This is a genomic window from Kitasatospora sp. NPDC091335 (assembly GCF_044757205.1).
Classification (GTDB): domain Bacteria; phylum Actinomycetota; class Actinomycetes; order Streptomycetales; family Streptomycetaceae; genus Kitasatospora.
Map to the genome: position 1 here is coordinate 296,576 of NZ_JBIVUM010000009.1, position 24,892 is coordinate 321,467.

20 protein-coding genes are annotated in these 24,892 nt (G+C 73.6%); 5 read left to right on the forward strand and 15 right to left on the reverse strand.

The annotated features are described in order from the left end of the window. Positions 1-124: 124 nt before the first annotated feature. From ACIQOW_RS21200 to ACIQOW_RS21215, 4 genes are all read right to left on the reverse strand, one after another. A complete protein-coding gene (locus tag ACIQOW_RS21200) occupies positions 125-916 on the reverse strand; it encodes a DUF1684 domain-containing protein (protein WP_401087190.1) in 792 nt (263 codons plus the stop codon). A gap of 182 nt (positions 917-1,098) precedes the next feature. Further along, positions 1,099-1,968 carry an acyl-CoA thioesterase II gene (locus ACIQOW_RS21205; protein WP_188301876.1) on the reverse strand — a complete coding sequence of 290 codons (870 nt, stop codon included), beginning with the start codon at positions 1,966-1,968 and terminating at the stop codon, positions 1,099-1,101. A 246-nt stretch (positions 1,969-2,214) separates the two neighbouring features. Continuing rightward, positions 2,215-2,904 (reverse strand): alpha-ketoglutarate-dependent dioxygenase AlkB family protein, encoded by a 690-nt coding sequence (locus ACIQOW_RS21210; protein WP_401087259.1) that lies wholly within the window; start codon positions 2,902-2,904, stop codon positions 2,215-2,217. Positions 2,905-3,180: 276 nt separating this feature from the next. After that, the gene (locus ACIQOW_RS21215) at positions 3,181-4,017 is read right to left on the reverse strand and encodes a transglycosylase family protein (RefSeq protein WP_401087193.1); all 837 of its coding nucleotides are present in this window, start codon (positions 4,015-4,017) and stop codon (positions 3,181-3,183) included. A 591-nt stretch (positions 4,018-4,608) separates the two neighbouring features. Between ACIQOW_RS21215 and ACIQOW_RS21220 the strand changes: the two genes are divergently transcribed. After that, entirely contained in the window at positions 4,609-5,463 is an 855-nt protein-coding gene (locus ACIQOW_RS21220) for a hypothetical protein (RefSeq protein ID WP_401087195.1), read from the forward strand. Positions 5,464-5,748: 285 nt separating this feature from the next. After that, complete coding sequence (locus ACIQOW_RS21225) at positions 5,749-6,525, forward strand: hypothetical protein (protein ID WP_401087197.1); 777 nt, start codon at positions 5,749-5,751, stop codon at positions 6,523-6,525. A gap of 99 nt (positions 6,526-6,624) precedes the next feature. Here ACIQOW_RS21225 and der read toward each other — a convergent pair whose 3' ends face one another. The 4 genes from der to ACIQOW_RS21245 all read right to left on the reverse strand — a co-directional run bounded on the left by der (position 6,625) and on the right by ACIQOW_RS21245 (position 11,591). Beyond that, a complete protein-coding gene (der, locus tag ACIQOW_RS21230; RefSeq protein WP_188301880.1) occupies positions 6,625-8,079 on the reverse strand; it encodes a ribosome biogenesis GTPase Der in 1,455 nt (484 codons plus the stop codon). Positions 8,080-8,335: 256 nt separating this feature from the next. Continuing rightward, on the reverse strand, positions 8,336-9,049 hold the full coding sequence (gene cmk, locus ACIQOW_RS21235) for a (d)CMP kinase (protein ID WP_188301881.1): 714 nt from the start codon (positions 9,047-9,049) through the stop codon (positions 8,336-8,338). Positions 9,050-9,290: 241 nt separating this feature from the next. Beyond that, on the reverse strand, positions 9,291-10,436 hold the full coding sequence (locus ACIQOW_RS21240) for a DUF4419 domain-containing protein (RefSeq protein ID WP_401087200.1): 1,146 nt from the start codon (positions 10,434-10,436) through the stop codon (positions 9,291-9,293). 69 nt (positions 10,437-10,505) lie between these two features. Further along, a complete protein-coding gene (locus ACIQOW_RS21245; protein WP_401087202.1) occupies positions 10,506-11,591 on the reverse strand; it encodes a prephenate dehydrogenase in 1,086 nt (361 codons plus the stop codon). Between the two features lie 440 nt (positions 11,592-12,031). Here ACIQOW_RS21245 and ACIQOW_RS21250 point away from each other — a divergent pair, with 440 nt between their 5' ends. The 3 genes from ACIQOW_RS21250 (at position 12,032) to ACIQOW_RS21260 (ending at position 16,317) form a co-directional block, all read left to right on the forward strand. Continuing rightward, entirely contained in the window at positions 12,032-14,317 is a 2,286-nt protein-coding gene (locus ACIQOW_RS21250; RefSeq protein WP_401087203.1) for a DUF4139 domain-containing protein, read from the forward strand. Positions 14,318-14,320: 3 nt separating this feature from the next. Beyond that, complete coding sequence (locus tag ACIQOW_RS21255) at positions 14,321-15,868, forward strand: mucoidy inhibitor MuiA family protein (protein WP_401087205.1); 1,548 nt, start codon at positions 14,321-14,323, stop codon at positions 15,866-15,868. Between the two features lie 86 nt (positions 15,869-15,954). Then, positions 15,955-16,317: a DUF952 domain-containing protein gene (locus ACIQOW_RS21260; RefSeq protein WP_401087206.1), complete on the forward strand. Its 363-nt coding sequence runs from the start codon at positions 15,955-15,957 to the stop codon at positions 16,315-16,317. A 187-nt stretch (positions 16,318-16,504) separates the two neighbouring features. Here ACIQOW_RS21260 and ACIQOW_RS21265 read toward each other — a convergent pair whose 3' ends face one another. From ACIQOW_RS21265 to ald, 7 genes are all read right to left on the reverse strand, one after another. Next, positions 16,505-17,512: a helix-turn-helix domain-containing protein gene (locus ACIQOW_RS21265; protein WP_401087208.1), complete on the reverse strand. Its 1,008-nt coding sequence runs from the start codon at positions 17,510-17,512 to the stop codon at positions 16,505-16,507. 324 nt (positions 17,513-17,836) lie between these two features. After that, entirely contained in the window at positions 17,837-19,174 is a 1,338-nt protein-coding gene (locus ACIQOW_RS21270) for a pseudouridine synthase (RefSeq protein WP_401087209.1), read from the reverse strand. Positions 19,175-19,236: 62 nt separating this feature from the next. After that, positions 19,237-19,830 (reverse strand): SMC-Scp complex subunit ScpB, encoded by a 594-nt coding sequence (locus ACIQOW_RS21275; protein ID WP_401087261.1) that lies wholly within the window; start codon positions 19,828-19,830, stop codon positions 19,237-19,239. Positions 19,831-20,125: 295 nt separating this feature from the next. Continuing rightward, positions 20,126-21,019, reverse strand: a complete 894-nt coding sequence (locus ACIQOW_RS21280; protein WP_401087211.1) for a segregation and condensation protein A — start codon at positions 21,017-21,019, stop codon at positions 20,126-20,128. Positions 21,020-21,506: 487 nt separating this feature from the next. Further along, the gene (locus ACIQOW_RS21285) at positions 21,507-22,112 is read right to left on the reverse strand and encodes a hypothetical protein (RefSeq protein ID WP_401087213.1); all 606 of its coding nucleotides are present in this window, start codon (positions 22,110-22,112) and stop codon (positions 21,507-21,509) included. Continuing rightward, positions 22,109-23,176 (reverse strand): ParA family protein, encoded by a 1,068-nt coding sequence (locus ACIQOW_RS21290; protein WP_030245868.1) that lies wholly within the window; start codon positions 23,174-23,176, stop codon positions 22,109-22,111. Before ACIQOW_RS21290 ends, ACIQOW_RS21285 begins: the two co-directional genes overlap by 4 nt. A 425-nt stretch (positions 23,177-23,601) precedes the next feature. Next, a complete protein-coding gene (ald, locus tag ACIQOW_RS21295; RefSeq protein WP_401087215.1) occupies positions 23,602-24,717 on the reverse strand; it encodes an alanine dehydrogenase in 1,116 nt (371 codons plus the stop codon). Between the last annotated feature and the right edge of the window lie 175 nt (positions 24,718-24,892).

Consider the following 24,892-nt stretch of genomic DNA (forward strand, 5'->3'; position numbering starts at 1 on the left):
CGGCCCCGGCACCGGGACCTCCGGCCGGCCTCCCGCCGACCACCCGCCCGGCGCCCTTCGCCCTGCGCCCTTCGCCGCGTGACCGGGCCGCAGTCCCCCCGCAGGGGGACCGCGCCCGCAGCCGCTACCGGCTCAGCACCTGCTTCTCCCCCGCCTCCACCGCGAAGTCCAGCCGGTTGCCCGGCGGCGGGAACGGGCAGATGAAGAAGTCCGAGAAGGCGCACGGCGGCAGGTAGGCCCGGTTGAGGTCGAGGACGGTGCGGCCCTCCGCGTCCGGCGCCGGCAGGGTGATGAAGCGGAAGCGGTAGGTGTCGATGCCGCTGGTCCTGTCCGCGATCACGCCGCTGAGCAGCTCGCCCGACCGGCTGACGGTCAGCGTGCGGTGCTCGCCCGCCACGGTGAAGGCGACCTGCCCGGTGACGACCAACGGGCGATCCCGGCCGTCGGCGTTCGGAACCACGACGGACTGCGTGTCGCCGTCCTCGAACGGGGTGAAGACGGCGGGAACGGCCCACTCGGGCGCGTACGGGTAGGCGGAGATGCCCGCGAAGGCACCCCGGCGCGGCGCGGCCGGGTCGAAGACCCGCAGGGCCAGCTCGCCCTCGCGCTCGATCGGGACGAGCAGCAGGTCGCCCAGGGTGGCCGTGTCGGCGGCCGGGTCACTGTCCGGACGGAGCAGCACGTCCCCGTCCACCGGTGTGCCGGCACCGTCGACCGTGATGCCGTCACCAGCCGCCGCCCGGACCCGGACGCCCTCGGCGTCGGCCCACCAACGCCCGGGCAGGCCGGGGACCTCGGTGGGCTCGGGCTCCAGCCAGTGCGTGCCGGTGAGTGCGAGCTGGCCGTGCGGCGCGCTCACCGACGCCGCCCGGCCGTCACTCCAGTGCTTCCAGTCCTCCGCGGCCGTCGCCGTCATCGGTCCACCCTCCCGGTCTGTCCGCGGACGGCCCGCCGTTCGGACCGCCCGTCTCGATCATCCACAACGCCGTCCACGCGGACGGATCATTCCCGTCGGCCCGAAGCCGCCGAAACTGCCACACGGCGGCAACGCGCCGACACGGGACACAACACTGGGCACACCACGGGCCACGGACTCGCCTACCCGTCGCGCCGCTTCAGCGGCCGGAAGAGGCCCTCCTGCACCACCGACACCACCAGCTGCCCGTTCCGGTCGAAGATCTGCCCACGCGCCAGACCGCGCGCGCCGTGGGCGATCGGGGACTCCTGCTGGTAGAGCAGCCAGTCGTCCGTCCGGAACGGCTGGTGGAACCACATCGCGTGGTCGAGCGAGGCCATGTCGAAGTTGCGCTCGCCCCACAGCGGCTCGACCGGGGCGCGGACGGCGTCCAGCAGCGTCATGTCGCTGGCGTAGGTGAGTGCGCACACGTGGATCAGCGGGTCGTCCGGCAGCGAGCCGTTGGTGCGTAGCCACACGCCGCTGCGCGCCTCGACGCCCGCCAGTTCCTCCTTCGTCCAGCGCAGCCGGTCGACGTAGCGGATGTCGAAGGGCTGGCGGCGGCTGATGAACGGGGGCAGCTCGCCGAGTCGGGAGCCGACCTCGTCCAGGGCACTGGGCAGGTCTTCGGGGGCGGCGACGGACGGCATCGGGAACTGGTGCTCGATGCCGCCCTCCTCGGGCCGGTGGAAGTCGGCGGTGAGCGCGAAGATCGACCGGCCGCCCTGGATCCCGAGTACCCGACGGGTGGTGAAGGAGCGGCCGTCCCTGATCCGGTCGACCTGGTAGACGATCGGCAGGCCCGGCGTCCCGGGGCGCAGGAAGTACGCGTGCAGCGAGTGGACAGGGCGCGCATCGTCCACCGTGCGCCCCGCCGCGACCAGCGCCTGCCCCGCGACCTGGCCGCCGAACGTCCGTTGCAGCGCTTCCTCGGGGCTTCGCCCACGGAAGATGTTGAGTTCGATCTGCTCAAGGTCGAGCAGATCGACAAGGTCGTCGACGGGGGTACCCATGCGCACGCTTCCTCTCCGGACTCCGAACGAATTCTCCAGCTCACTCGAATCCTCTGGCGACCCGGGTCATTCCCGCGCAGCACGCCGGAACTCCTAGTTCACTCGAACGAGTAGTCGAGTCAGCGAACAGATGACGGACGGAACGAGAGCACGGCGACGGACGAAAGAGCGGCGACGGACGGGGAGGCAGCAGCGGAAAGGACGAAGCGGCACCGGATGACCGAGCCCGGCGGAGGGCGCCTCCGGCTACGCGCCCAGCCCCGACTCCCGCACCGTGATGTTGAGCCGCCCGACCAGCCCCAGCGCCGGGTCCGCCGTCCCCGGCAGCGTCCGCACCACCCCGTGGTACGCGAACCGGGCCGGTCCGCCGAACACCAGCAGGTCGCCGCTGCGCAGTTCCAGGTCGGTCCACGGCCTGGTCCTGGTCTCGGTGTTCCCGAGCCGGAAGACACAGCCGTCACCGAGCGAGAGCGAGACCACCGGCGCGTCCGCCCGCTCGTCGCGGTCCTGGTGGAGGCCCATCTTCGCGCCGTGCGCGTAGTGGTTGACGATCGCGATGTCCGGCTCGTACGACGCCGCGCCCGCGACCTCCCCCAGCGCGGGCCCGTACGCCTCGGCGACGGCCCGGTGCGCAAGCGTCCCGAGCAACGACGGGAACGGCTTGACCGGCGCACCGTCCTCGGCGATCCGCCGGTACCCGTACGGGTACCAGTGCAGGCCGAGGCTCACCATCCGTACGGACATCATCCCGCCGGTGGGCATCCGCACGGTGTGCAGGCCGGCCGGCGGGCGGGCCCACTCCCGGCAGGCGGCGACCAGGCGGCGTTGCGCGTCGAGGTCCAGCCAGCCGGGGAGCAGGACGGCGCCGGGGGCCGGCTCGGAGCGCTCGCGCGCACCCGCGGACCCGCTCGGGTCACCGAACAGCTCTCCCTGGATCACCCCACCATCCTCGCGCACCGCCCTGCCCCGGGCCCAGCCCACCGCCGCGAGCGAACGGCACTCCGGGCACCCGGCCGAACGCCGCGGATCGCCGCGGATCACTGCGGATCACTGCGAAAACGCCGACGGCCGCTCCCCCGTCCGGCGGAAACCCGCGTGACGGTGGAGCGTCCGTGGCAGCCGAGCACGTCGGTGCCCGCTCGGGGCACCGGAACGGTGAGGGCCGAGCAGCCGATGTCAGCTGCGCAGGGAGCCTCGGGCGTCCGGGGAACCTCAGATGCTGAGGGTCTGGCCCGGGAGGATCAGGTCCGGGTTGCCACCGATGACCTTGGCGTTGTTCTGGTACAGGTCGTGCCAGTCCAGGCCCTGCGCGGCGGCGATGGAGCTCAGGGTGTCACCGGCCTTGACGGTGTAGTCGCCCTTGGCGGCCGGCTTGGCGTCGTTCGAGCGGTTCCAGGACTTGGCGCCCTGGTCGGCCTTCGGCGCGGACTTCTGGGCGTCGGCCTTCTTCTGGACATCGGTCTTCGGCGCGGCGGCCTTGGGCGCGGCGTCGTTCTTCGGCGCGGCCTGGGCCTTGGGGGCGGCCTTCGGGGCCTCGGCCGGCTTCGCGGCCGGAGCGGCGGGCTTCGGGGTCTGCGCCGGCTTGGCGGCGGTCGAACCGGTGCCGGCACCGGCGGTGGAGCCCGCCGAGGTGTCGACGGCGGCCGGGGTGCCGCCCTTGGTCAGGCCGGCCTTGACGGAGCAGACGGGCCAGGCGCCCGGGCCCTGCGAGGCGAGGACCTTCTCGGCGACGGCGATCTGCTGCGCCTTGGTGGCCTGGTTGGCCTGCTGGGCGTAGGCGGTGCCACCGAAGGCGGCCCAGGTGCTGGAGGTGAACTGGAGACCGCCGTAGAAACCGTTGCCGGTGTTGATGGCCCAGTTGCCGCCGCTCTCGCACTGGGCGACGGCGTCCCAGGTGGAGACGGACGCGGCGGAGGCCGAGGTGGCCGTGACGAGGCCGGCCACCGGCAGGGCCGCGACAGCGGCGCCCGCCACGACAGCCATCCGGACGCGGTTGCGCTTGGTGGCGGTGGAGGTGGTGGCAGCGGCGTTCTCGTTACGGAAGGTCATGAGGTTCCTCTCGACAGCCCCGGGCGGACATGCGGAACCAGGCCCTGGAAAGGACCGCGATCGCTTGCCGCGTCCGTCGGGCGGCCGTGCACGTGTCGGACGTGCCGCTGCCGCCCCTGGCCACCCAGCCGCTCGCCGACGACCTGTTCGAGCGATCGCGTCGGCGGGCACCTGCCACACCCGGCGGGCCGGGGGGTGGTGCGTCGGGGGTGAGCCCGGGTGGCGCTCGTTGCGCCGACCAAGAAGCTACGAGCCGTTCGGCGGCGAAGCCAAAACTCCGGCGGTCCGCCCAGCTCAGCCAAGGGTTACCGGCGGTAAGACCCACATAATCATGTCCGAAATGTCGGACTTGGACATCGATTCCTAGATCAAACATCCAGTTCACGTGACTCACCTCACCGTTCCAATCCGGCAGTCCCGACACGAACATCGACAGATTGCGACCACGAGAACACGCCTCGCGGTCGGATCCGGGGCAATTACCGTCAGCATCGACGGGCACCCGTGACGCCTGACACAGGTGCCCGTTGGGCATGGCGACCTCCCGCGTCCGCCCCCGAACCCCATCCGCACCCATCCGAGGAGACCCCTGTGCCGCGCATGCTCGACGTCAGCGACGAGGTCCGGTCCGAGATCGGCGACGACGAGGCCGACCGCCTGCTCGGCGGTGACCGCGCCCCCGACAGCTACGAGTGCACCTCCTGCCGGACTCCCGGCGACACGCACGTGGAGCCCACCAGCACCGTGCTGTTCGTCGGCGAGGAGACCGCCGTCCTCGCCTTCGCCCACGCCCGCTGCATCCCCTCCCAGGTCGTACCGGTCTCCGAGGAGCAACTGGTCGGCGCCGTCCGAAGCATCAGCCAGTCCCAGTCCGGCGCCCCGGACCTCGCCGTCCCCACCGCCTCGCCGGCGGCCCCGGCTCCATCGCCCGCCACCCCCGCCGGCCCCGCCCCCACCCAGCCGACCGCCCCCGGCCAGGCCGCCATCCTCGGCATCACCTGCGGGCTGGTCCTGCACGGCAAGGCCGGGCACGCCTCGCTGGTGGTCGAGCCCACCGGACCGGTCGGCCGTCCCGGCAGCACCTCGGGTGAGGACGAGTTCCTCGACCTGCTCCAGGACGCCGGCTTCCAGCCCGTCACCGACCTGGACGAGACCCCGGAGCAGCTGCCCGGCTGGTCGGTCCTGGTCGCGATGGGCAAGCTGCACGCGGTCCTCCAGCCCTCCGCGACCGGCGGCAGCACCGGCTGGTGGCAGGCACACCAGCCGCTCCAGGTCACGGACGCCTGGCGAATGGCGGCGAGCCAGCTCTCCGAGGTGACGATGTACGCCGTGCCGGCCGGGCTGGTCGGACGCCAACCGCGCGAGGACCTGCTGCGCCAGGCCCTGGAGCGGGCGGTGGCACTGGGCCAGGTGGTCGCCGCGTCCCTGCCGCTCGCCGGCACCTGATCCGCCTCCGTGCCCACGACGCGCCGGAAGGCGGCCGCCCACCCCACGGCCGCCTTCCGGCGTCCCGCGTCGGCCCCTGCCCCGGCGTCACACATCGACCACACCCCGGCGTGCCGGCGCCTCCGCCAGGCGCGCCCGCCCGCCTCGCGCTCCGGCGCGTCGACGCGCCCGCGCCCCCACGCCCCGCATCCCCCGCCCCTCTCGCTCGTTGGCCCCTACGTGTACAGCTACGACGTCTCCGCGTCCCCCGGCCGGTCCGCCACCGCTTCCCGCTCGATCCCGGGCATGCGTCCGTCGTACGACGCCGAACACCCGCACTCGGCCACGCCGATCTACGACGAGCTGTACTCGGAGTACCGGCGCCTCTTCCGCGCCCTGCCCGGCGACCGCTCGGGTGAGGAGGACCTGAAGTTCACGGGCTTCGCGGTCCGCGACGGCTACCCGCTGCCCGGCGAGCAGCGCCCGTACCCGCCCCAGCAGCAGGCGTTCCACACCCTCGCGGGCCAGGTGCCGGGGCTCCCCCAGTTCATGCCTGGCTCCCAGCACCATGGCACCGGCCCCACCGGCGTCCAACAGCACGGCCATTCCGGCAGCCACCTCGGGGCCCATGCCGGCAACCACCTCGGGGCCCATGCCGGCGCCCACACCGGCAGTCACGCCGCCGGGGCCCACGGCGGAGGGGCGCACACCGGAGGGCCGCACGGCGGAGGAACGCACAGCGCCGGTTCGCACGGAGCCGGTCACCACCGCGGTCACACCGCCGGCCACGCCGAGCCCGTCGCCTCCACCGGCGACGCCCTCGGCCACGGCACCGCGGCCCCTTCCCCGGCCCAGCCCGCGGTCCCAGCCGCCCAGTTCACCAACGGCCACGGCTGGGTGGCGGCCGGCTACCTCGGCGCCGCCCCGCACCCGATGCCGGTACCCGCGCCCGCACCGCCCGCGCCACCCGCGCCCTCCCCGGTGATGGGTACGGTCACCGGTCTCACCACCACCCGGTCCACCGGCGGCCGCCACCGCCAGATGCTCTCCCTGCCTCCGGGCCCGACCGGCGACCACCGCTGACCCCTCGGGCGACCACCGGCGCCCCCGCCGAACGCAGGGAGGGCCCCGCCATGGTGGCGAGGCCCTCCGGTCGCCGGTCAGAGAACCGGCCGCTCCTGTCTACTTCTTCTTGCGCTTCTCCCGGACCCGCACCGAGATCGAGATCGGCGTCCCCACGAAGCCGAACTCCTCACGCAGCCGGCGCTCGACGAAGCGCCGGTAGCCGGCCTCCAGGAAGCCCGAGGCGAACAGCACGAAGCGCGGCGGACGGATGCCCGCCTGGGTGCCGAACAGGATGCGCGGCTGCTTGCCGCCCCGGATCGGGTGCGGGTGGGCGGCGACCAGCTCGCCGAGGAAGGCGTTCAGGCGCGCGGTCGGGATACGGGTCTCCCAGCCCTCCAGCGCGGTCTCGATCGCCGGGACGAGCTTCTCCATGTGCCGGCCGGTCATGGCCGAGACGTTGACCCGCGGGGCCCACTGCACCTGGACGAGGTCGCGCTCGATCTCGCGCTCCAGGTAGTAGCGGCGCTCCTCGTCCATCTGGTCCCACTTGTTGTAGGCGATGACGACGGCGCGCCCGGCCTCGACGGCCATCGAGATGATCCGGGTGTCCTGCTCGGCGAGGGTCTCGCTGGCGTCGATCAGGACGACCGCGATCTCCGCCTTGTCCAGCGCGGCCGAGGTGCGCAGCGAGGCGTAGTAGTCCGCGCCGGCGGTCAGGTGGACCCGGCGGCGGATACCGGCGGTGTCCACGAACTTCCAGGTCTTGCCGCCGAGTTCGATCATCTCGTCGACCGGGTCGCGGGTGGTGCCGGCCAGCTCGTTGACGACGACGCGCTCCTCGCCGGCGACCTTGTTCAGCAGGCTGGACTTGCCGACGTTCGGCCGGCCGATCAGCGCGACGCGGCGCGGGCCGCCGGGGGCGGCGTCGCCGAAGGTCTGCGGCGGGGCCTCGGGCAGCGCGTCCATGACGGCGTCCAGCAGGTCACCCGAGCCGCGGCCGTGCAGGGCGGAGACCGGGAACGGCTCGCCGAGGCCGAGCGACCACAGGTAGGCGGCCTCGGCCTCGGTGGACGGGCCGTCGACCTTGTTGGCGCACAGGACGGTCGGCTTGCCCGCCCGGCGGATGATCTTGATCAGGGCTTCGTCGGTGTCGGTGGCGCCGACCGTGGCGTCCACCACGAACATCACCGCGTCGGCCTGCTCGATGCCCAGCTCGGCCTGGGCGGCGACCATGGCGTCGATGCCGAGGACGTCGATCTCCCAGCCGCCGGTGTCGACCACCTTGAAGCGGCGGCCGTTCCAGGTGGCCTCGTAGGTGACCCGGTCGCGGGTGACGCCCGGCTTGTCCTCGACGACGGCCTCGCGACGGCCGATGATGCGGTTCACCAGGGTCGACTTGCCGACGTTCGGGCGGCCGACGACGGCCAGCACCGGCAGCCGGACGTGCTCGGCGCCGTCCGCGCCGTCGATGCCGTCGAGGTCGAAGCCCTCTTCGGCGGCGAGCGCCATGAACTCGGCGTAGTCGGCGGCGTCCAGCTCACCGTGGTCGGCGGCGGAGTGCTCTGCGGTCATGTTCGTCTGTTCCGTTTCCCGGCCCGGCCCTTCCCAGGGGCGTGCCGTGCGTACCTGCCCCGCTCGGGGCAGCGCGATGGTTGTCTCCGCGGCACCTCGACGGCCCGCGGTTCACTCGATGGTCGGCCCGACCGGCGGTCGGACCTGTTCTGCCGATTCGGCTACGGCCGGCCCGGCTGTGGCCCGTCCGGCTGCGGTCGAACCCGCCCGGACGGCCCGACGCCGGTCGCACCGGCTCCGGCCTGATCCACGGCGGTCAGACCGAGGACAGCCCGGCCCGCTCCTCCACAAGGCCGGCGATCCGGTCGATCACCTGCTCCAGGGTAAGGGCACTGGTGTCCACCAGGACCGCGTCCGCGGCCTGGGTCAGCGGGGCCGTCTTCCGGGAGGAGTCGGCGGCGTCGCGGCGGGCGAGGTCGGCGGCCATCGCGGTGATGGTCGCCTCGTCCACGCCCTTGGCGCGCAACTCGGTCGCCCGGCGCGCGGCCCTGGCTTCCTCGGAGGCGGTCAGGAAGACCTTGACGGTGGCGTCCGGGAACACCACGGTCCCCATGTCCCGGCCCTCGGCGACGATGCCGCGCTCGGCGACCTCGGCGCAGCCGCGCTGCAGCTCCACCAGCCGGGACCGTACGGCCGGCACCGCGGCCACGGCGCTGACCTGCGAGGTCACCTCGGGGCCGCGGATCGGGCCGGACACGTCCTGGCCGTCCACCGTGATGGTGGGGCCGTCGGCGTCGGTGCCCGAGACGATCACCGGCTTGCCGCACGCGACGGCCACCGCCTCCGCGTCGTCGATGTCGACCTCGTTGGCCAGCATCCACCAGGTCATCGCCCGGTACATGGCGCCGGTGTCCAGGAAGCTCAGGCCCAGCCGGGCGGCGACCGCCCGCGAGACGGTCGACTTGCCGGAGCCGGAGGGTCCGTCGATGGCGACGACGACCGGGGCGTGCGCTCGGTCGGCAGTGTCCACGGGCGAACCTCTCTCTGAGCATGGAAGCCGGAGCCTGGGCAGGCGAGCGGCCGGGGAGTGTCTCCCTCAAGGTTAATGGACCGCCGACGTGACACATTCCGCGCCGTCCGGCCCGACCAGTCGATCCTGATCAGTCGGTCCCGAACAGTCAGTCTCGACTGGTTGATTCCGACTAGTCGACATCGACCAATTGCCACTGACCATCCGCCCGGCGCGGCGCCTCTTCCGCCCCGCCCCGCCGCTACTCCACCATCTCCAGCACCGCGGTCCCCAGCCGCGGCCTCAGATACTCCCCGTCCCGCTCGATCCCGAGCACCCCGCCGACCAGCACCATCGGCACCTCCCGTCCGAGTACCTCCCACACGAACGGCACCTTGGACACGTGCGAGGGGAAGTCGTTCACCTCGAACGCCTCCTGGTGGTACTCGCGGCCCGCCGCCTCCCGCCAGTCGAAGGAGCGCCGCAGCCTGGGACCGTCCGGCGTCTGGGTGTGGGCGAGGAAGGCGGTGAGCCAGCCGGTCACCCGGGGCCCGCCGGACATCGAGCGCCACTTGAACAGCGAGCGCCAGAAGTCCTCGTCCACCGGCCCGCCGGCCGCCGTCGCGGCGATCTCGTCCACCACCGGCCGCAGCTGCGCGAACCACGGCGCCAACCAGCCGAACCGCTGTGCCAGTGCACCCACCCCGGCCGCCAGCCGCGCCCAGTCCCCGGCCGTGCCCTCCAGCCGGACTCTCGGGATGCCGCAGCGGGTCTCCCAGCGGAAGTCGTAGTACGGGCTGACCACGTCCATCAGCGCCACCAGCGCCGAGGAGACGTCGTCCGGCGTCGTGGTGGAGAAGTCCGGCCGGAAGAGGTCGACCAGTTCCGCGCCGACGGCCGCCACGAGCGGCTCCCGCACCAGCCGGACCGAGCGCGACCAGTCCGGCCCCGCCCCGGCCGCCGGCCCCGACCAGTCCGGCCCCGCCCCGACCGGTCCCGACCAGACCGCCGCCGGCCCCGCCAGGCCGTCGTCCCGCACCACGATCGGCGCCCGGCGCCCGCCGACCGCGCGGAACAGCGCCCGGTACCGCGGCGGGTACATCCGGACGTGCACCGCGACCTCGTGCACCACCGCGTACCAGAGCACGTCCGGGGACAGGCTCAACGGCAGGTGCTCGGCGAAGGCGGCACGGGCCGCCCGCAGCAGCAGGCTGACGGTCGGCTCGGGCTCGGCGAACTCCGGGTACAGCGGTACGGGCCTGGGCCGCTCGTACATCGCCTCGACGCTGCGGTGGCGGAGCAGGAAGCGCTCGCCCAGCACCGCCCGCAGGAACCGCTCGTTCCCGAAGTCCACCGGATCACCAGCGAACCCGTGCCGGGTCTCCCCCAGCGGCAAGTCGATGATCACACCCGCCCCCTCCCCTGGCCGCCCGCCCGGACCGCCGCCCGGGGCCTCGGCCCAGGCCCCCCTCGGACCTCAGTCCCGGACGCTCCAGCCGCTCGCCCGCAGCGCCTTGGTCAGTCGCTTCACCGCCGTCGGCGCCACCGACAGCTGGACGAAGCCGACCTGCTGCCCGGTCGAGTGCTCGATGACGACGTCCTCGATGTTGACCCCGGCCTCGCCGACCTCCCCGAACAGCCGGCCCAGCTCGCCCGGCTGGTCGCCCAGCACGACCGCCACGGTCTCGTACCGGGTGGGCGGCGCGCCGTGCTTGCCGGGGATGCGGGACTGGCCGGTGTTGCCGCGCCGCATGACCGCCTCGATCCCGGCCGCGCCCACCCGGCGCTCGTCCTCCTCCACGGCCTCCATGGCGCGCAGCGCGGTGACGGTCTCGCCGAGGTCGCGGGCGACCGCCTCCAGGACGTCGGCGACCGCACCGGCGTTGGCGGAGAGGATGTCGACCCACATGCCGGGATTGGAGGCGGCGATCCTGGTGACGTCGCGCACGCCCTGGCCGGAGAGCCTTATGGCGGTCTCGTCGGCGTTCTCCAGTCGGGCCGCGACCAGCGAGGACACCAGCTGGGGGGCGTGCGAGACCAGGGCGACGGCCCGGTCGTGTTCGGCGGCGTTCATCACGATCGGGACCGCGCCGCAGAGCGCGACCAGCTCCAGCGCCGCGTTGAGCGTCTCGGTGTCGGTGTCCGCGGTCGGGGTGAGCACCCAGGGTCGGCCCTCGAAGATGTCGGCTCGGGCGGCCAGCGGGCCGGAGCGCTCGCGGCCGGCCATCGGGTGACTACCGATGTAGTGGACGGTGTCGCAGCCGAGTTCGGCGATCTCGCTGCCGGGGCCGGCCTTCACGCTGGCGACGTCGGTGTACCAGTGCGCCAGGTTGCGGCGCTGGCAGTCGGCCAGCACCTTGCCGACCAGAGCGGGCGGGACGGCGATGATCGCCAGATCCACCTGGCCGTCGACCGGGTCGGTGATACCCGCGCCGAGCGACTCGGCGGTGCGGGCGGCGTCCGGGTCCGCGTCCTCCAGGTGGACGGTCAGCCCGCGGGCGGTCAACGCGAGCGCGGCGGAGGTGCCGATCAGTCCGGTGCCGACGACGACGGCAGTGCGCATGGCGGGTCGCTCTCCTCATCACGATTCTCGACAGGTGCCGGGACCGTCCGGGAGCACCCGCGCCCCATCCTCCCTCATCCGCCCGGCCCAAGTCCCCACCTCTCACCCGGCAACCGGAACGACACCTCCGGCAGATTCCGGCGCCGGCAACCGCGCCGGGCCCGCCCCCGTCCCACACAGTGCACACGCCGCACCCGCGAATCCGGGGACGCCCGCCCCGAATCCGGGCAGACTGGCCGCCCGGGAACGGGGAAGGCGCGGCAGCGCGACACACGACAAGCGGCACACGGCAGGCGAGCGGACCCGACAGTCGGGCCAACGGAGCAGAGACGCGCGGGCGCACCGGAAGCCCACGAAGTACCGGCACCACCAGCGCCGTACAGCGGGTGGGACGCGGCACGCACCGCACAGCGGGCGCCACACGAACGAAGGGGTTGCGCATGGACGAACAGCACAGCGGCCGGAACGGGCAGTCGAAACCACCGGCCGTACCGGCCCACCCGTCGGTCCTGGAGTCCGTCGTGGTGTACGCCGAAGGCGCGGTGTGCCGACGACGGGCCACCGTCCCGGTCCCGCCCGGGGGACGACTCCGGCTGACCGGTCTGCCCGCCGCCGTGGACGGCCACTCGCTGCGTGCCCGAGTGCTCACCGGACCGGCCGGAACCGCGGTCACCGAGGCCCGGCTGGAGCTGCTCGCCGAACTCCGTGAGCCGGAGGAACTCCACGACCTGAAGCGGGCGCTGGACGAGACCACCGAGCACCGCAGCACGCTCGCCGAGCGCCACCGGCTGGTCCTGGCCGCGATCGCCGAGACCACCGCGCTGCGCGCCGTCCCGCCGCAGCGCCGCCGCGAGGAGCCGCTGCGCCGCACGCCCGCCGACGCCTGGCTGGAGCTCGCCGACTTCGTCGACGAGCGGCTGACCCGGCTCCAGGAGCGCGCCGAAGAGCTCACCCAGCAGCTCGAACTGGCAGACCACGAACGAGACTTGGCCGCCGACCGACTGGAGCGGGCGTCCACCGCCGACCCGGCCGAGCCGATCGGGACCAGCACCACCGTCCTGCTCACCCTCACCACCGGAAGCACCCCGGAACGCAGCCTCGAAGACAACATCGAGGACAACGCCGGGGACAACGCCGAGGACAACGCCGGGGACAGCCCCGAGAACACCTCCGGCGGCACCCACCCCGACCTGGAACTGGAACTGGAGTACGGCGTCCCCACCGCCCGCTGGGTGCCCGCCTACCGCCTGTCCTACCGGACCGGCGCCGACACCGCCCACCTGGTCCTGCGCGCCGCCGTCGCCCAGCGCACCGGCGAGGACTGGACGGGCGTGCGCCTCGCCCTGTCCACCGCGGACCTCGACCGCCACACCGACCTGCCCCGGCTCGCCTCGCTGCGGATCGGCCGCAGCCAGCCCGCCCCGGCCCCGTCCGGCTGGCGCGAGCCCCCGGCCGGCCTGACCGACCTCTTCACCGGCTACGACGCGGCCGGCGCCGACCGCCCCGCCGCACACCGCGGCCCCCACCTCGACGCACGTCACCGAGCCACCGCCCCCGCCCCGCCCTATGCCGCACACCTCGGCGGCGTCCGTCCGGGCGGCCCCCGGGCCGAGGCCTTCGCCGCCGAGGAGCCGATCGCCCTCGCCGCCCCCGGCCCGTACGGCGGCGGCCTGCTCAACGCCGACTACCCGATGCCCACGTCCCCGGGAGGCCCGGTCGCCCCGGCCGCCTTCGCCGGCTACGGCGCCCCACCGCCGGCTCCCACCCCGGTCCCGGCCCCCGTCGTCGCCGCGGCGTCGCTGCCACCGGACCCGGGCGGCCTCCCACCCACGGAAGCCCGCCGCCGCGTCGGCCTCGCCGCACCGCCCCCGCCTGCCGGTTTCACTCCGGACGCCACCCTCCTCGACTACCCCGACCTCGTCCTGGCCGGTCCCGACGAACCCGCCGCCCGGCGCGGCACCCTGCACCCGCGCCCCGAACGGATCGAGCGCGAGGAACGGGCCTGGACGCTGCCCGGCGGCAGCGGCGACCCCCGGGTGGGCGCCCTCGCCCTGCCCCGCCACGCCGTACCGCCCCGCGAATCGGCCGGCTCCTTCGACCACCGGTTCGACGCCGCCGCCCCCGCCGACATCCCGTCCGACGGCACCTGGCACACCGTCACCGTCGGCGAGATCCCGCTCGCCGTCCGCCCCGAGTACGTCACCGTCCCCGCCGTCGAGGAGAAGGTGTACGCGACGCTGGTGCTCGCCAACCGCACCGACCAGGCCGTCCTGGCCGGCCCGGTCGAGGTCACCGTGGACGACGAGTTCCTGCTCACCGCCGCCCTGCCCACCCTCGCGCCCGGCGGCACCCGGCGGCTGGGCATCGGCGTCGCCGAGAGCATCGAGGTGGCGCGCCGCACCGAGCTGCACGAGTCCACCACCGGCAAGCTGAAGGGCAACAGCACCGTCCTCGACCACCGGGTGCACGTCCAGTTGGTGAACCGGCTCGGACGCGGCGTCACGGTGGAGGTCCGCGAACGGGTGCCGGTCGCCTCCGACGCCGAGATCCGGATCGAGGAGCGGGCCGGCTGGCAGGCCCCGACCGTCCCCACCCCGGACTGCCCGCCCAGTACCCGGCTCTGGCGGGTCGACCTGCCGCCGGGCGGACGCACCGAGCTGGACGGCGGCTACCTGATCAAGATCCCGGCCGGAAAGGCCATCGTCGGCGGAAACCGGAGGAACTGAGCGATGACCGTCGAAACCCTTCCCCTCCCCGTCACCGCCGTGACCTGTCTGGAGGACCGCAGCCAGGTCGAGCGCACCACCACCGTCCCACTCGCCGCGGGCGTGCAACGACTGCGCCTCGGCCCGCTCACCGCCCTCGCCGTCGACCGCACCCTGCGCGCCGAGTCGGCCACCGGCGGCGTCCGTGTGCTGGACGCCCGGCTGGTACGCGGCTGGGCGCCGCGCGCCCCGCTGCCCCCCGGCCCTGAGGACTCCGAGCTGCGCCACCGGCTGCACCGGCTGGACGCCGAGACCCGGCTGGCCGAGCAGACCCGGGCCCGGCTGGAGGCCCGGCTGGCCCTGCTCGCCCAGCTCGCCGCCGACCTGCTGCGCGAGATCGGCGAGGGCGCCGGTATCGGCGAGCTCGAACCCACCCGCTGGGCCCGGGAACTCGGCCGGGTGGACGCCGAGCGCGAACGCCACGGCGAGGAGCTGCGCACCACCCACTCCAGGCTGCGCCGCCTGGAGCAGGAGCGCTCGCAGGCGCTGACCGCCCTGGACGAGGCCGAGGAGGACCCGGCCGAACTGACCGCCCACCTGGAGCTGACCGTCGAGGCCGCGCGGCCGGGCCCGGCCGAACTGACCGTCTCCCACCTGGTGCCCTGCGCGCTGTGGCGCCCCTCCTACCGGGCGACCCTGGACGGTGCCGGCCTGCGCCTGGAATCGGAGGCGGTGGTGTGGCAGCGCACCGGTGAGGACTGGACGGACGCCCGGCTCACCTTCTCCACCGCCCGCTCCACACTCGCCACCGCCCCGCCCGCGGTCGCCGAGGACGTCCTGGTGCTGCGCGAGCGCACCGACGAGGAGCGTCGCACGGTCGAGGTCGAACTGCGTGAGGAGGCGGTCGCCGCCCTCGGGCCGGCCTCCCTGGTACCGGGGGTGGACGACGGCGGCGAGGTCCGGGTGCTGCCGGCACCCGCCCCCGCGAACGTGCCCTCCGACGGCCGCGCGCACCGGGTGCCGCTGGGTTTCTTCAGCGGCCCGGCGAGCAGCGAGTACGCCAGCGCACCGGAGCTGTCGCCGCTGGTCACCGAGGTGGTCCGGTTCCGCAACACGGCCGGGCACCCACTGCTGTCCGGCCCGGTCGAGCTGGTCCGCGGCAGCGGCTTCACGGGCCGCGGCGAGCTGCGCTTCACCGCCGCCGGCGCCGAGGCCGAGCTGTCCTTCGGCAGCTCGGACGGGTACCGGGTGGTCCGCGAAACCGAGGAACGCCAGGCCACCGCGGGCCTCACCGGCCGCCAGACCACCACCCGGACGGTCCGGCTGCACCTGTCCCGCTTCTCCGGCCCGCAGGAGCGCGACGAGCGGATCGTCACGGTGCGCGAGCGGGTGCCGGTCTCCGAGGTGTCCGCGGTCGAGGTGCGGCTGCGCAAGGAGGAGTGCGACCCGGCGCCGGACTCCTTCGACGCCGAGGGCATCGTCCGCTGGGACGTCCCGCTCGCCCCGGGCGCCCGCCGCACCCTCACGCTGGTGTACGAGGTGTCCGCCTCCGCGAAGGTGGCCGGGCTCTGACCGCCTGCCGGCGGCCGGCGCGGACACCACCGTGCCGATGACGACCGCTCAGGCCCAAACCGGAGACAACGGGTAGAAAAGGAACCATGATCCTCCACCTCGCCCCCCTGGACGACTGGCTGGCCGACCCCGGCCGCCCGTACGCCACCACGTCGCTGCTCACCGACGGGTTCATCCACTGCTCGGCGGACGAGCAGACGGCGCTCGCGGTGGCCAACGCCTTCTTCTCCGACACCCCCGACCCACTGATGGTGCTGCTGATCGAGGAGTCCCTGGTGGAGCCGATGGTCAAGTGGGAGGACCCGCACGGCGCCCCGCCGCCCGGGGCCACTCCCGGCGTGCTGTTCCCGCACATCTACGGACGGCTGAACCGTACCGCCGTGGTCGGTCTACAGAAGGTCGAGCGCGGCCCGGACGGCCGCTGGGCCTCACTCAGCCCCTGGAGCTGACGAGGGCGCGACCGCGGAGTTTTATGACAATTCCCGTGGTTCTCATGGCTCTCGTAGCTCTCGCAGTTCCCGCAACCTCCGTGGCACCCGCTGCTCCCGAAGTCCCCGAAGTCCCAGAAGTCCCCGAAGCCGCCGCCCCCACCGGGCACCCGACTCGTCACACCCCCGTGAATTGTCACAACATTCCCTACAGCCACCCCCGCTCCCGGGCCGCCATGCCGGCCTGGAAGCGGGTGGTGGCGCCCAGCGAACGCATCAGGCTCTGGAGCCTGCGCTGAGTGGTCCGGGCGCTCCAGCCCAGCGAACGGGCGATCGACTCGTCGGTCAGCCCCGCCGCCAGCAACCCCAGCAGCTTGCGGTGGTCCGCGTCCGGCCCCGGCCCCGCGTCCCCGCTGTCGACCGCCGCCTGCAACCGGACGGCCCGCTCCCACTCCGCCTCGAACAGCATGTCCAGGGCCTGGAGCAGCGCCGAGGGGTGGATCACGTACGCGGCGTCCAGCACGCTGTCGCCGACGCTGATCGGAATGATCGCCATCCGGTCGTCCGAGATGATCATCTTCATCGGCAGCGTCGGCCGGACCCGCGCCTCCTCACCGTCCGCGACGCCGACCAGGATGTTCTTCTCCAGCCGCCCCGGCCAGGCCACCGCCTCCCGGTCGTAGACCGTCCGGAACTTCACGCCCTCGCGCAGCCGTCGCCGTTGCAGGGGCATCGGCGCCACCGGGTCCTGGATGTACGGCGGGCGGTCGAAGCCGCGCACCTGGTACTGGCTGGTCTCGGTGATGTGCTCCAGCCGCTGGGCGATCGCCTCGCCGCCGGTCAGCACCTCCACCGAGTGCGCCGGATCGGTGTACCGCGATGCCTCCCGGAAGGCGTCCATCAGCCGGTGCATCTCGGCCCTGGCGTAGCGCAGCTCCGACTCCCGGTGGCCGATCAGGGTGCCGATGGCGACGTCCGGCGGCACCGGCAGGTAGCGGTGCCGGTCCACCGGCGCCCGGGTCGCCATGCCCTGCTGCGCCAACCGGTCCAGCGCGCGCACGCTCTGCTGGAACGTCAGTCCGCAGCTCTCCGCCAGCTCCTCCGCCGTGGACTGCGGGTTGGCCACCAGCGCCGCGTAGACCTGCCCGTCCGGCTCCGCCAGTCCCAGCGCGCCGAGGGCCTGTCCGCCGGCCCGCCCCAGTGCTGCATCGGACACGACGCCCACTCCCCCTGTTCGCCCGATTCCGCCCGACCCGCGCGCCCGTGCCGGCGCAGTCCCGCCACCCGGCCGGGTGGCCGTCCGGTGGCCATCCTCGGCCACGGCTCATGACGCTGACAAGGCCGTGACCAGCGGTTGCGTCCCGGCTCACACGACCCGTCCGAAACGTGGACATCCGCTCCACCACACCCCCTCCCCGTCCCCCGGAATCGCCGGACGCCGAAACACCGGACACCAGTACGCCGGGCACCGGAACGCCGGAGCCCCCTGCCGCGGCACGTGCTGCGGCAGGGGGCTCCGGTGGATCGGAAGCGGGCGGGCCTACAGGCCGACCTCGCGCATCAGCTGACCGACCTCGGGGTTGGTCAGGCGACGCAGCCAGCCCGACTTCTGGTCACCCAGGGCGATCGGGCCGAAGTGGGTGCGCACCAGCTTCTCGACCGGGAAGCCGGCCTCGGACAGCATCCGGCGGACGATGTGCTTGCGACCCTCGTGCAGGGTCACCTCGACCAGGTAGTTCTTGCCGACGTTGGAGATCACCTTGAAGCTGTCGGCGCGGGCGTAGCCGTCCTCCAGCTCCACGCCCTGGGCCAGCTGCTTGCCCAGGTCCCGCGGGATCGGGCCCTGGATCGCGGCCAGGTAGGTCTTGGTGACGCCGTACCGCGGGTGGGTGAGGCGGTGGGCCAGCTCGCCGTGGTTGGTGAGCAGGATGATGCCCTCGGTCTCGGTGTCCAGGCGGCCGACGTGGAACAGCCGGGTCTCCCGGTTGGTCACGTAGTCGCCCAGGCACTGGCGGCCGTCCGGGTCCTCCATCGTGGAGACCACGCCGGCCGGCTTGTTCAGCGCGAAGAACAGGTAGGACTGGGTGGCGACGGTCAGGCCGTCCACCTTGATCTCGTCCTTCTGCGGGTCGACCCGCTTGCCCTGCTCGGTGACGCGCTTCCCGTTGACCTCGACCCGGCCCTGCTCGATCAGCTCCTCGCAGGCGCGGCGGCTGCCGATGCCGGCCCGGGCCAGCACCTTCTGGAGGCGCTCGCCCTCGGGCTCGCCGAAGGTCTTGGGCAGCTTCACGGCCGGCTTGTCGTGCCGGGCGAGGACGGCGTCCTCGATCTTGGCCTGGAGCTCGCGGGAGCGCTGCGGCTGGCGGCGCGGATCGCCCGGGGCACCCTGGCCCTCACGGCGCGGGCGCGGGGCCGGGCCGGGGCGCCGGCCGCTGTAGCCACCGCGGGCCGGGGTGGCGTTGGGGCCGCCGCCGTACTCGGGGCGGTCGTACCGGCGCTCCTCGGGCCGCAGCGGGCGGTCCGGGTAGCGGCGGTCATCGCGCCGGTCGTCCCGGCGGTCGTCGCGTCGGTCGTCACGGCCGTAGGAACCGCCGCGCGAGCCCGAACCCGAGCCGCCGCGGCCACTCCCACCGCCGTACGAACCCCCGCCCGAACCCGAGCCGCCACGGCCGCTGCCGCCACCGTAGGAGCCGCCGCCCTGTCCGCCACGGCCACTGCCACCGCCGTACGAACCCCCGCGCGAGCCCGAACCCGAGCCCGCACCCGAGCCGCCGCGGCCGCTGCCGCCGCCGTAGGAGCCGCCGCCCCGGCCCCCGCCCTGTCCGCCGCGACTGCTCCCGCCGCCGCTGCTGTTCCTGCCGTTGCCACTGCTACGCATCAAAGTGTCCGTACGTCGTTCCGTCTGGGATGTGCGGTCGTTTCGGCCGACCTCACCGCCCCCTACCGATCGGGCCCGGCCCGACCGGCCTCGCCACTGCCGTCCGCGGCCTGCGCGGCAGCGGCGGCGACCGCCTCCGCGATCATCGTGCCCTCCAGGGACTCCGCTTCCACGTCGTCGACCTCGGGCAGGAAGGGAGCAAGCTCCGGCAGCTCGTCCAGGCCGCGGAGCCCCATCCGTTCCAGGAAGTAGTTCGTCGTCCGATACAGGATCGCACCTGTTTCGGGCTCGGATCCGGCCTCTTCCACCAGTCCTCGCTGTACCAGGGTACGCATCACGCCGTCACAGTTCACACCGCGGACGGCGGAAACCCGCGATCTGGACACCGGTTGCCGGTAGGCGACCACCGCCAGGGTCTCCAGCGCGGCCTGGGTGAGCCGGGCCTGGCGGCCGTCCAGGAGGAAGCGGTCGACGGCCTCGGAGCAGGTCTCCCGGCTGTAGAACCGCCAGCCGCCCGCGACCGGCCGCAGGTCGAAACCCCGGCCCTGGGCCGTGTACTCGGCGGACAGCTCGCGCAGCGCCGCCGCGACCTCGGCCCGGGGCCGCTCCAGCACCCCGGCCAGCCGTTCCTCCGCCACCGGCTCGTCGACGACCATCAGGACGGCCTCCAGCTCGGCCCGCAGCCCGGCGTCGGCGGCCTCCTCGGCACCGGAAGTCGACGGGGCCGACTTCTGGTGCACGAGCTTCCGGTGCGCGACACGCGCCTCCACCGCCTCCCCGCCCCCGGCCGGCTCGCCCCCTCCGGCGGGCTCCACCGGGTCCGGGAGCAGCTCGAAGACCGGTTCCAGCCACTCCTCGGCCCGCGTCCGCCCCGGCAGCCCCAGCGGGCGCCGCACCGGCGGTGCCGCCTCGTTCCCGTCGTTCACCGCCGCCCGCCCTCGTTCCCGCCGCTCATCGCCGCTCGCCTTCTTCCCTGAGCTCGCCCGCCGGTTCTTTCACGGCCTCGCCCGCCGGCCGGTCGAACTCGTCCGTCACCTCGACCGCGTCCCGGCCCTCCTCGGCCACCCAGCGCACCAGCAGCTCGCCGAGCGCCTCCGGCTGCTCGAAGGCGAGCACCCGCTCCCGGTACAGCTCCAGCAGCGCCAGGAAGCGGGCGACCACCACCAGGTCGTCGGGTGCGTCCTCGACCAGCCGCCGGAACGAGGCCTCGCCGAGTTCGGTGAGCAGCCCGACCACCAGTCCGGCCTGCTCGCGCACGCTCACCGGTGGGGTGTGGATGTGGTCCACGTACACGACCGGCGCAGGCCTGGGTTCCATCGCCCTGGCCGCCAGCTCGGCGAACCGCTCCGTTCCGACGCCGAGGACCACCTCCGGCAGCAGTTCCGCGTGCCGGGGCTCCAGGGCGGCGGTCCGGGGCCGGCGCAGCAGCTCGGCCGCCCAGCGTTCGCCGAACAGCGCCGCCGCCCGCTTGTACGCCCGGTACTGGAGCAGCCGTGCGAACAGCAGGTCACGGGCCTCCAGCAGGGCCAGGTCCGCCTCGTCCTCGACCTCCGCCGCGGGCAGCAGCCTGGCGGCCTTGAGATCGAGCAGGGTGGCGGCGACCACCAGGAACTCCGTCGCCGCGTCCAGGTCCCAGTCCGGGCCCATCGCCCGGATGTGTGCCATGAACTCGTCCGTGACGGTGGCCAGCGCCACCTCGGTGACGTCCAGCTTGTGCTTGGCGATCAGGCTGAGCAGCAGGTCGAAGGGGCCTTCGAAGTTGTCCAGCCGTACCCGGAAGCCGCCCCGCGACTCGTTCTCGGTCGCGCTCTCGGCGGTGGCGGCTGGTTCGGCGGTACTGGGCATGACGGTCCATCTTCACCCGTCCCCGCCCTCGGCCCGGCCCCCGGGCCACCCGACACGCCGCCCACCGTTGCCCTCGACCGACGCCCCGGACGCCCTCCCGGCGTCCCCAGGAGCGCCCCGTGAGCCCGTACGGCGCCCTCCGCGCGCCCTCCGCGTCCCACCAGAGCCCCGGACCCGCACGAGACCCGCGCGCCCGCCCGACGGCCCCGGCCCGTCCTGCCGAACCGGCCACGGCCATGCCGACAGAGCCCACAACACCCAGGGAACGGCCCTCCGACGCCCGCCACGACCAAGGAACCCCGGGACGCCGCCCGACCCCGGCCAGAGCCCCTCGACGCCCTGTCTTAGCCCCTCCGAGCCCCTTCGAGGCCTGTCACCGGCCGGCGGTCTCCCCACGCCGGCCCCGCTCCGGGCCCACGGCCCCCCACGACGCCCGGCTCGAACAGCCGGCCGCCCTGCCACGCCCTGCCACGCCCTGCCGCGCCGTCTACCGGCCGCGCAGCCGCCGGACCAGGATCGAGGCCTCGCCACGCTGCTCCAGGTCCGCCAGGACGACCGCGATGGCCTCCCGGACGATCCGCCCGCGGTCCACGGCGAGGCCGTGCTCACCGCGCAGCACCAGCCGGGCGTGCTCCAGGTCCATGAGCTCCTCGGCGGACACGTACACCGTGATCTTCTCGTCGTGCCGCTCGCGCCCGCTGGGCCGGCGCGGCGCCCGGCCGCGCGGCCGGGCGCGCCCGGCGGCGCCGGGCTGTTCCTCAGCGACGCTCTGGTGGGTCCGGGGTGCCGGGGCGGAACCGGCTCCGCGGCCGCCCTGGACGGCCTTCCCTGCCGCGGCGGCGGGCCCGACGGCCGTGCCGGGCCGCTGGGCGGGCGCCGGCACCGTGGCGCCCGCCTGGTGCTCCGGCGTCACCTGCCGGTCGTCCTGGGCGCCCTGGGCGGACTCGCCGCCCTCGGCGCCGTCCGGTTGGCCGTTGACGGTCCGCGCGGTCTCCGGTCTGGATGCCTCGGCGGCCGGACGCGGCGCGAGGGAGGGCGACAGCGCCATCCCTCCGGTGGTCCGGAACAGCTCGTCGGCACCCGGGAGACTCACTCGGCGGGGCGGCACCGGTCGAGCACCTCCCTGGCGAGCTGGCGGTAGGCGGCGGCGCCGACCGAGTTGGTCGCGTACGTCGTGATGGGCTCGCCGGCGACGGTGGTCTCCGGGAAGCGCACGGTCCGCCCGATGACGGTGTGGAAGACGTGCTCGCCGAACGCCTCGACGACGCGGGCCAGCACCTCACGGCTGTGCACCGTGCGCGAGTCGTACATGGTGGCCAGGATGCCGTCCAGGCGCAGCTCGGGGTTGAGCCGCTCGCACACCTTCTCGATGGTCTCGGTCAGCAGTGCGACGCCGCGCAGCGCGAAGAACTCGCACTCCAGCGGGACGATCACGCTGTGAGCCGCGGTCAGCGCATTGACCGTCAGCAGGCCCAGCGAGGGCTGGCAGTCGATGATGACGTAGTCGTAGTCGGGCAGCAGCGGCTTCAGGGCGCGTGCCAGCGCGGACTCCCGGGCCACCTCGCTGACCAGCTGCACCTCGGCCGCGGAGAGGTCGATGTTGGACGGCAGCAGGTCCATCCCCGGGACCGCCGTCTTCAGCAGCACCTCATCGGCCGTCAGTCCCCGCTCCATGAGCAGGTTGTAGACGGTGACGTCGAGCTCCATCGGGTTGACGCCGAGGCCGACCGAGAGGGCTCCCTGCGGGTCGAAGTCGACGAGCAGCACCCGGCGGCCGTACTCGGCCAGCGCCGCGCCCAGGTTGATGGTCGACGTGGTCTTGCCGACGCCGCCCTTCTGGTTGCACATGGCGATGATCTGGGCGGGGCCGTGCTCGGCGACCGGCGCGGGGATCGGGAAGTACGGCAGCGGACGGCCGGTCGGGCCGACCCGCTCGCGCCGCTGGCGCGCGGCGTCGGGGGCCAGCGTGGCGGCGTACTCCGGGTCCGGCTCGTACTCGGCGTCCGGGTCGTCGTAGGCGCCGTAGGCGAACTCGCCGTAGGCCAGGCCGTAGGCCGCCAAGTCGGCGTCGTGATCGGTCACCGTGGTCACCTGTGCTGTGTTCTGGCGTGCTTCGAAAGTGCGGAGTGCGACCGAGCCGACCTCGGCCGAGCCCACGGAGGGCTGCCGGGCCCCGGGCTCCTCACTCGGCTGGCCGGCGGTGAGTTCCGCCAGTCCTGGCTGACCACCCCCGGGAGCAATTGTCGACTCATTCACAAGTCGTCTTACCTCCTTGGGCATCCAGGACTCTATGTCGATTCGTCAGCGTGGCAGCATGCCGACGGTTTGCGACTCTAGGCCGTTCAAGGCGTTCGCAGCAACACAATCCACGGTAGTGGGCAGGATGTGTCGACTATCGAGCGGGCTGCTGTCAAGGGATGAGAGGGTCACCGGCCCCGACGTTTCTGCGGGCGGGTGACGTGACCGACGGATATTGACGACAGAGCGACCCGCCCGGTCCACCCACCGTTCACGGGCACGGCGAAGCCCCCGGCCCGAAGGGATCGGGTCGGGGGCGAACGACCGCCGTGCGGTCAGGGGGTTCAGGCGAGCACGCTCTCCAGGGAGACCGACTCCAGGCCGAAGGCCTCGGCCACGGCCGGGAAGGTGATCTGGCCCTCGTGCACGTTCAGGCCCTTGGCGAGCGCGGCGTCGCGGCGCAGCGCCTCCTTCCACCCACGGTTGGCCAGCTCCAGCACGTACGGCAGGGTGGCGTTGGTCAGCGCGTAGGTGGAGGTGTTCGGGACGGCGCCCGGCATGTTGGCCACGCAGTAGAAGACCGAGTTGTGGACCTTGAAGGTCGGGTCGTCGTGCGTGGTGGCGTGCGAGTCCTCGAAGCAGCCGCCCTGGTCGATGGCGATGTCGACCAGCACGGAGCCCGGCTTCATCCGGGAGACCAGCTCGTTGGTGACCAGCTTCGGGGCCTTGGCGCCCGGGATCAGCACGGCACCGACGACCAGGTCGGCCTCCAGGACGGCCTTCTCCAGCTCGAAGGAGTTCGACACGATGGTCTTGACCTTGGTGCCGAAGATGCGGTCGGCCTCGCGCAGCTTGTTGATGTCGCGGTCCAGCAGGGTCACCTCGTAACCCATGCCGACGGCGATGGTGGCCGCGTGCCAGCCGGAGACGCCGCCACCGATGACGACGGCCTTGGCCGGGTGGGTGCCGGGCACGCCGCCGGGCAGGGTGCCACGGCCGCCGGCCGGACGCATCAGGTGGTACGAGCCGACCTGCGGGGCCAGCCGGCCCGCGACCTCGGACATCGGGGCGAGCAGCGGCAGCGCGCCGTTCGACTGCTGCACGGTCTCGTACGCGATGGCGGTGGTGCCCGAGGCGATCAGCGCGTCGGTACCGGGCCGGTCGGCCGCCAGGTGCAGGTACGTGAAGAGGGTCTGCCCCTTGCGCAGCCGGTGGTACTCGGAAGCGATGGGCTCCTTGACCTTCAGCAGCAGGTCGGCGGTGGCCCACACCTCGTCGGCGGTGGGGAGGATCGCGGCGCCGGCGGCCACGTACTCCTCGTTGGGGATCGAGGAGCCGGCACCGGCGTTGTCCTCGATGTAGACCTCGTGTCCGTTGCGGACCAGCTCATGCACGCCGGCGGGCGTGATGGCCACGCGGTACTCGTGGTTCTTGACCTCGCGGGGGATGCCGACCTTCACGGGTGAACACGTCCTCTTGCCATGGGGGTCCCGACCGGAGAAGACCGGTGGGCGACGCGCACGTGGGGAAGCCTCCGGGCAGCCCGGGGCGGGGATCGCTGCGCGACTTAGTCCGAGTGTAATGAAGCCCAGTCGGCGTGTCAGCCTTCCAAAGTGAATAAATTTCCCGCGCGCA

Excerpts from the sequence above, each read along its gene's own strand:
- ACIQOW_RS21280 (WP_401087211.1), bottom strand. The coding sequence starts at position 21,019 with ATGCCCAGTACCGCCGAACCAGCCGCCACCGCCGAGAGCGCGACCGAG.
- ACIQOW_RS21200 (WP_401087190.1), bottom strand. The coding sequence starts at position 916 with ATGACGGCGACGGCCGCGGAGGACTGGAAGCACTGGAGTGACGGCCGG.
- ACIQOW_RS21270 (WP_401087209.1), bottom strand. The coding sequence starts at position 19,174 with ATGCGTAGCAGTGGCAACGGCAGGAACAGCAGCGGCGGCGGGAGCAGT.
- ACIQOW_RS21275 (WP_401087261.1), bottom strand. The coding sequence starts at position 19,830 with ATGGTCGTCGACGAGCCGGTGGCGGAGGAACGGCTGGCCGGGGTGCTG.
- ACIQOW_RS21205 (WP_188301876.1), bottom strand. The coding sequence starts at position 1,968 with ATGGGTACCCCCGTCGACGACCTTGTCGATCTGCTCGACCTTGAGCAG.
- ACIQOW_RS21215 (WP_401087193.1), bottom strand. The coding sequence starts at position 4,017 with ATGACCTTCCGTAACGAGAACGCCGCTGCCACCACCTCCACCGCCACC.
- ACIQOW_RS21260 (WP_401087206.1), top strand. The coding sequence starts at position 15,955 with ATGATCCTCCACCTCGCCCCCCTGGACGACTGGCTGGCCGACCCCGGC.
- ACIQOW_RS21255 (WP_401087205.1), top strand. The coding sequence starts at position 14,321 with ATGACCGTCGAAACCCTTCCCCTCCCCGTCACCGCCGTGACCTGTCTG.
- der (WP_188301880.1), bottom strand. The coding sequence starts at position 8,079 with ATGACCGCAGAGCACTCCGCCGCCGACCACGGTGAGCTGGACGCCGCC.
- ACIQOW_RS21225 (WP_401087197.1), top strand. The coding sequence starts at position 5,749 with ATGCGTCCGTCGTACGACGCCGAACACCCGCACTCGGCCACGCCGATC.
- ACIQOW_RS21245 (WP_401087202.1), bottom strand. The coding sequence starts at position 11,591 with ATGCGCACTGCCGTCGTCGTCGGCACCGGACTGATCGGCACCTCCGCC.
- ACIQOW_RS21250 (WP_401087203.1), top strand. The coding sequence starts at position 12,032 with ATGGACGAACAGCACAGCGGCCGGAACGGGCAGTCGAAACCACCGGCC.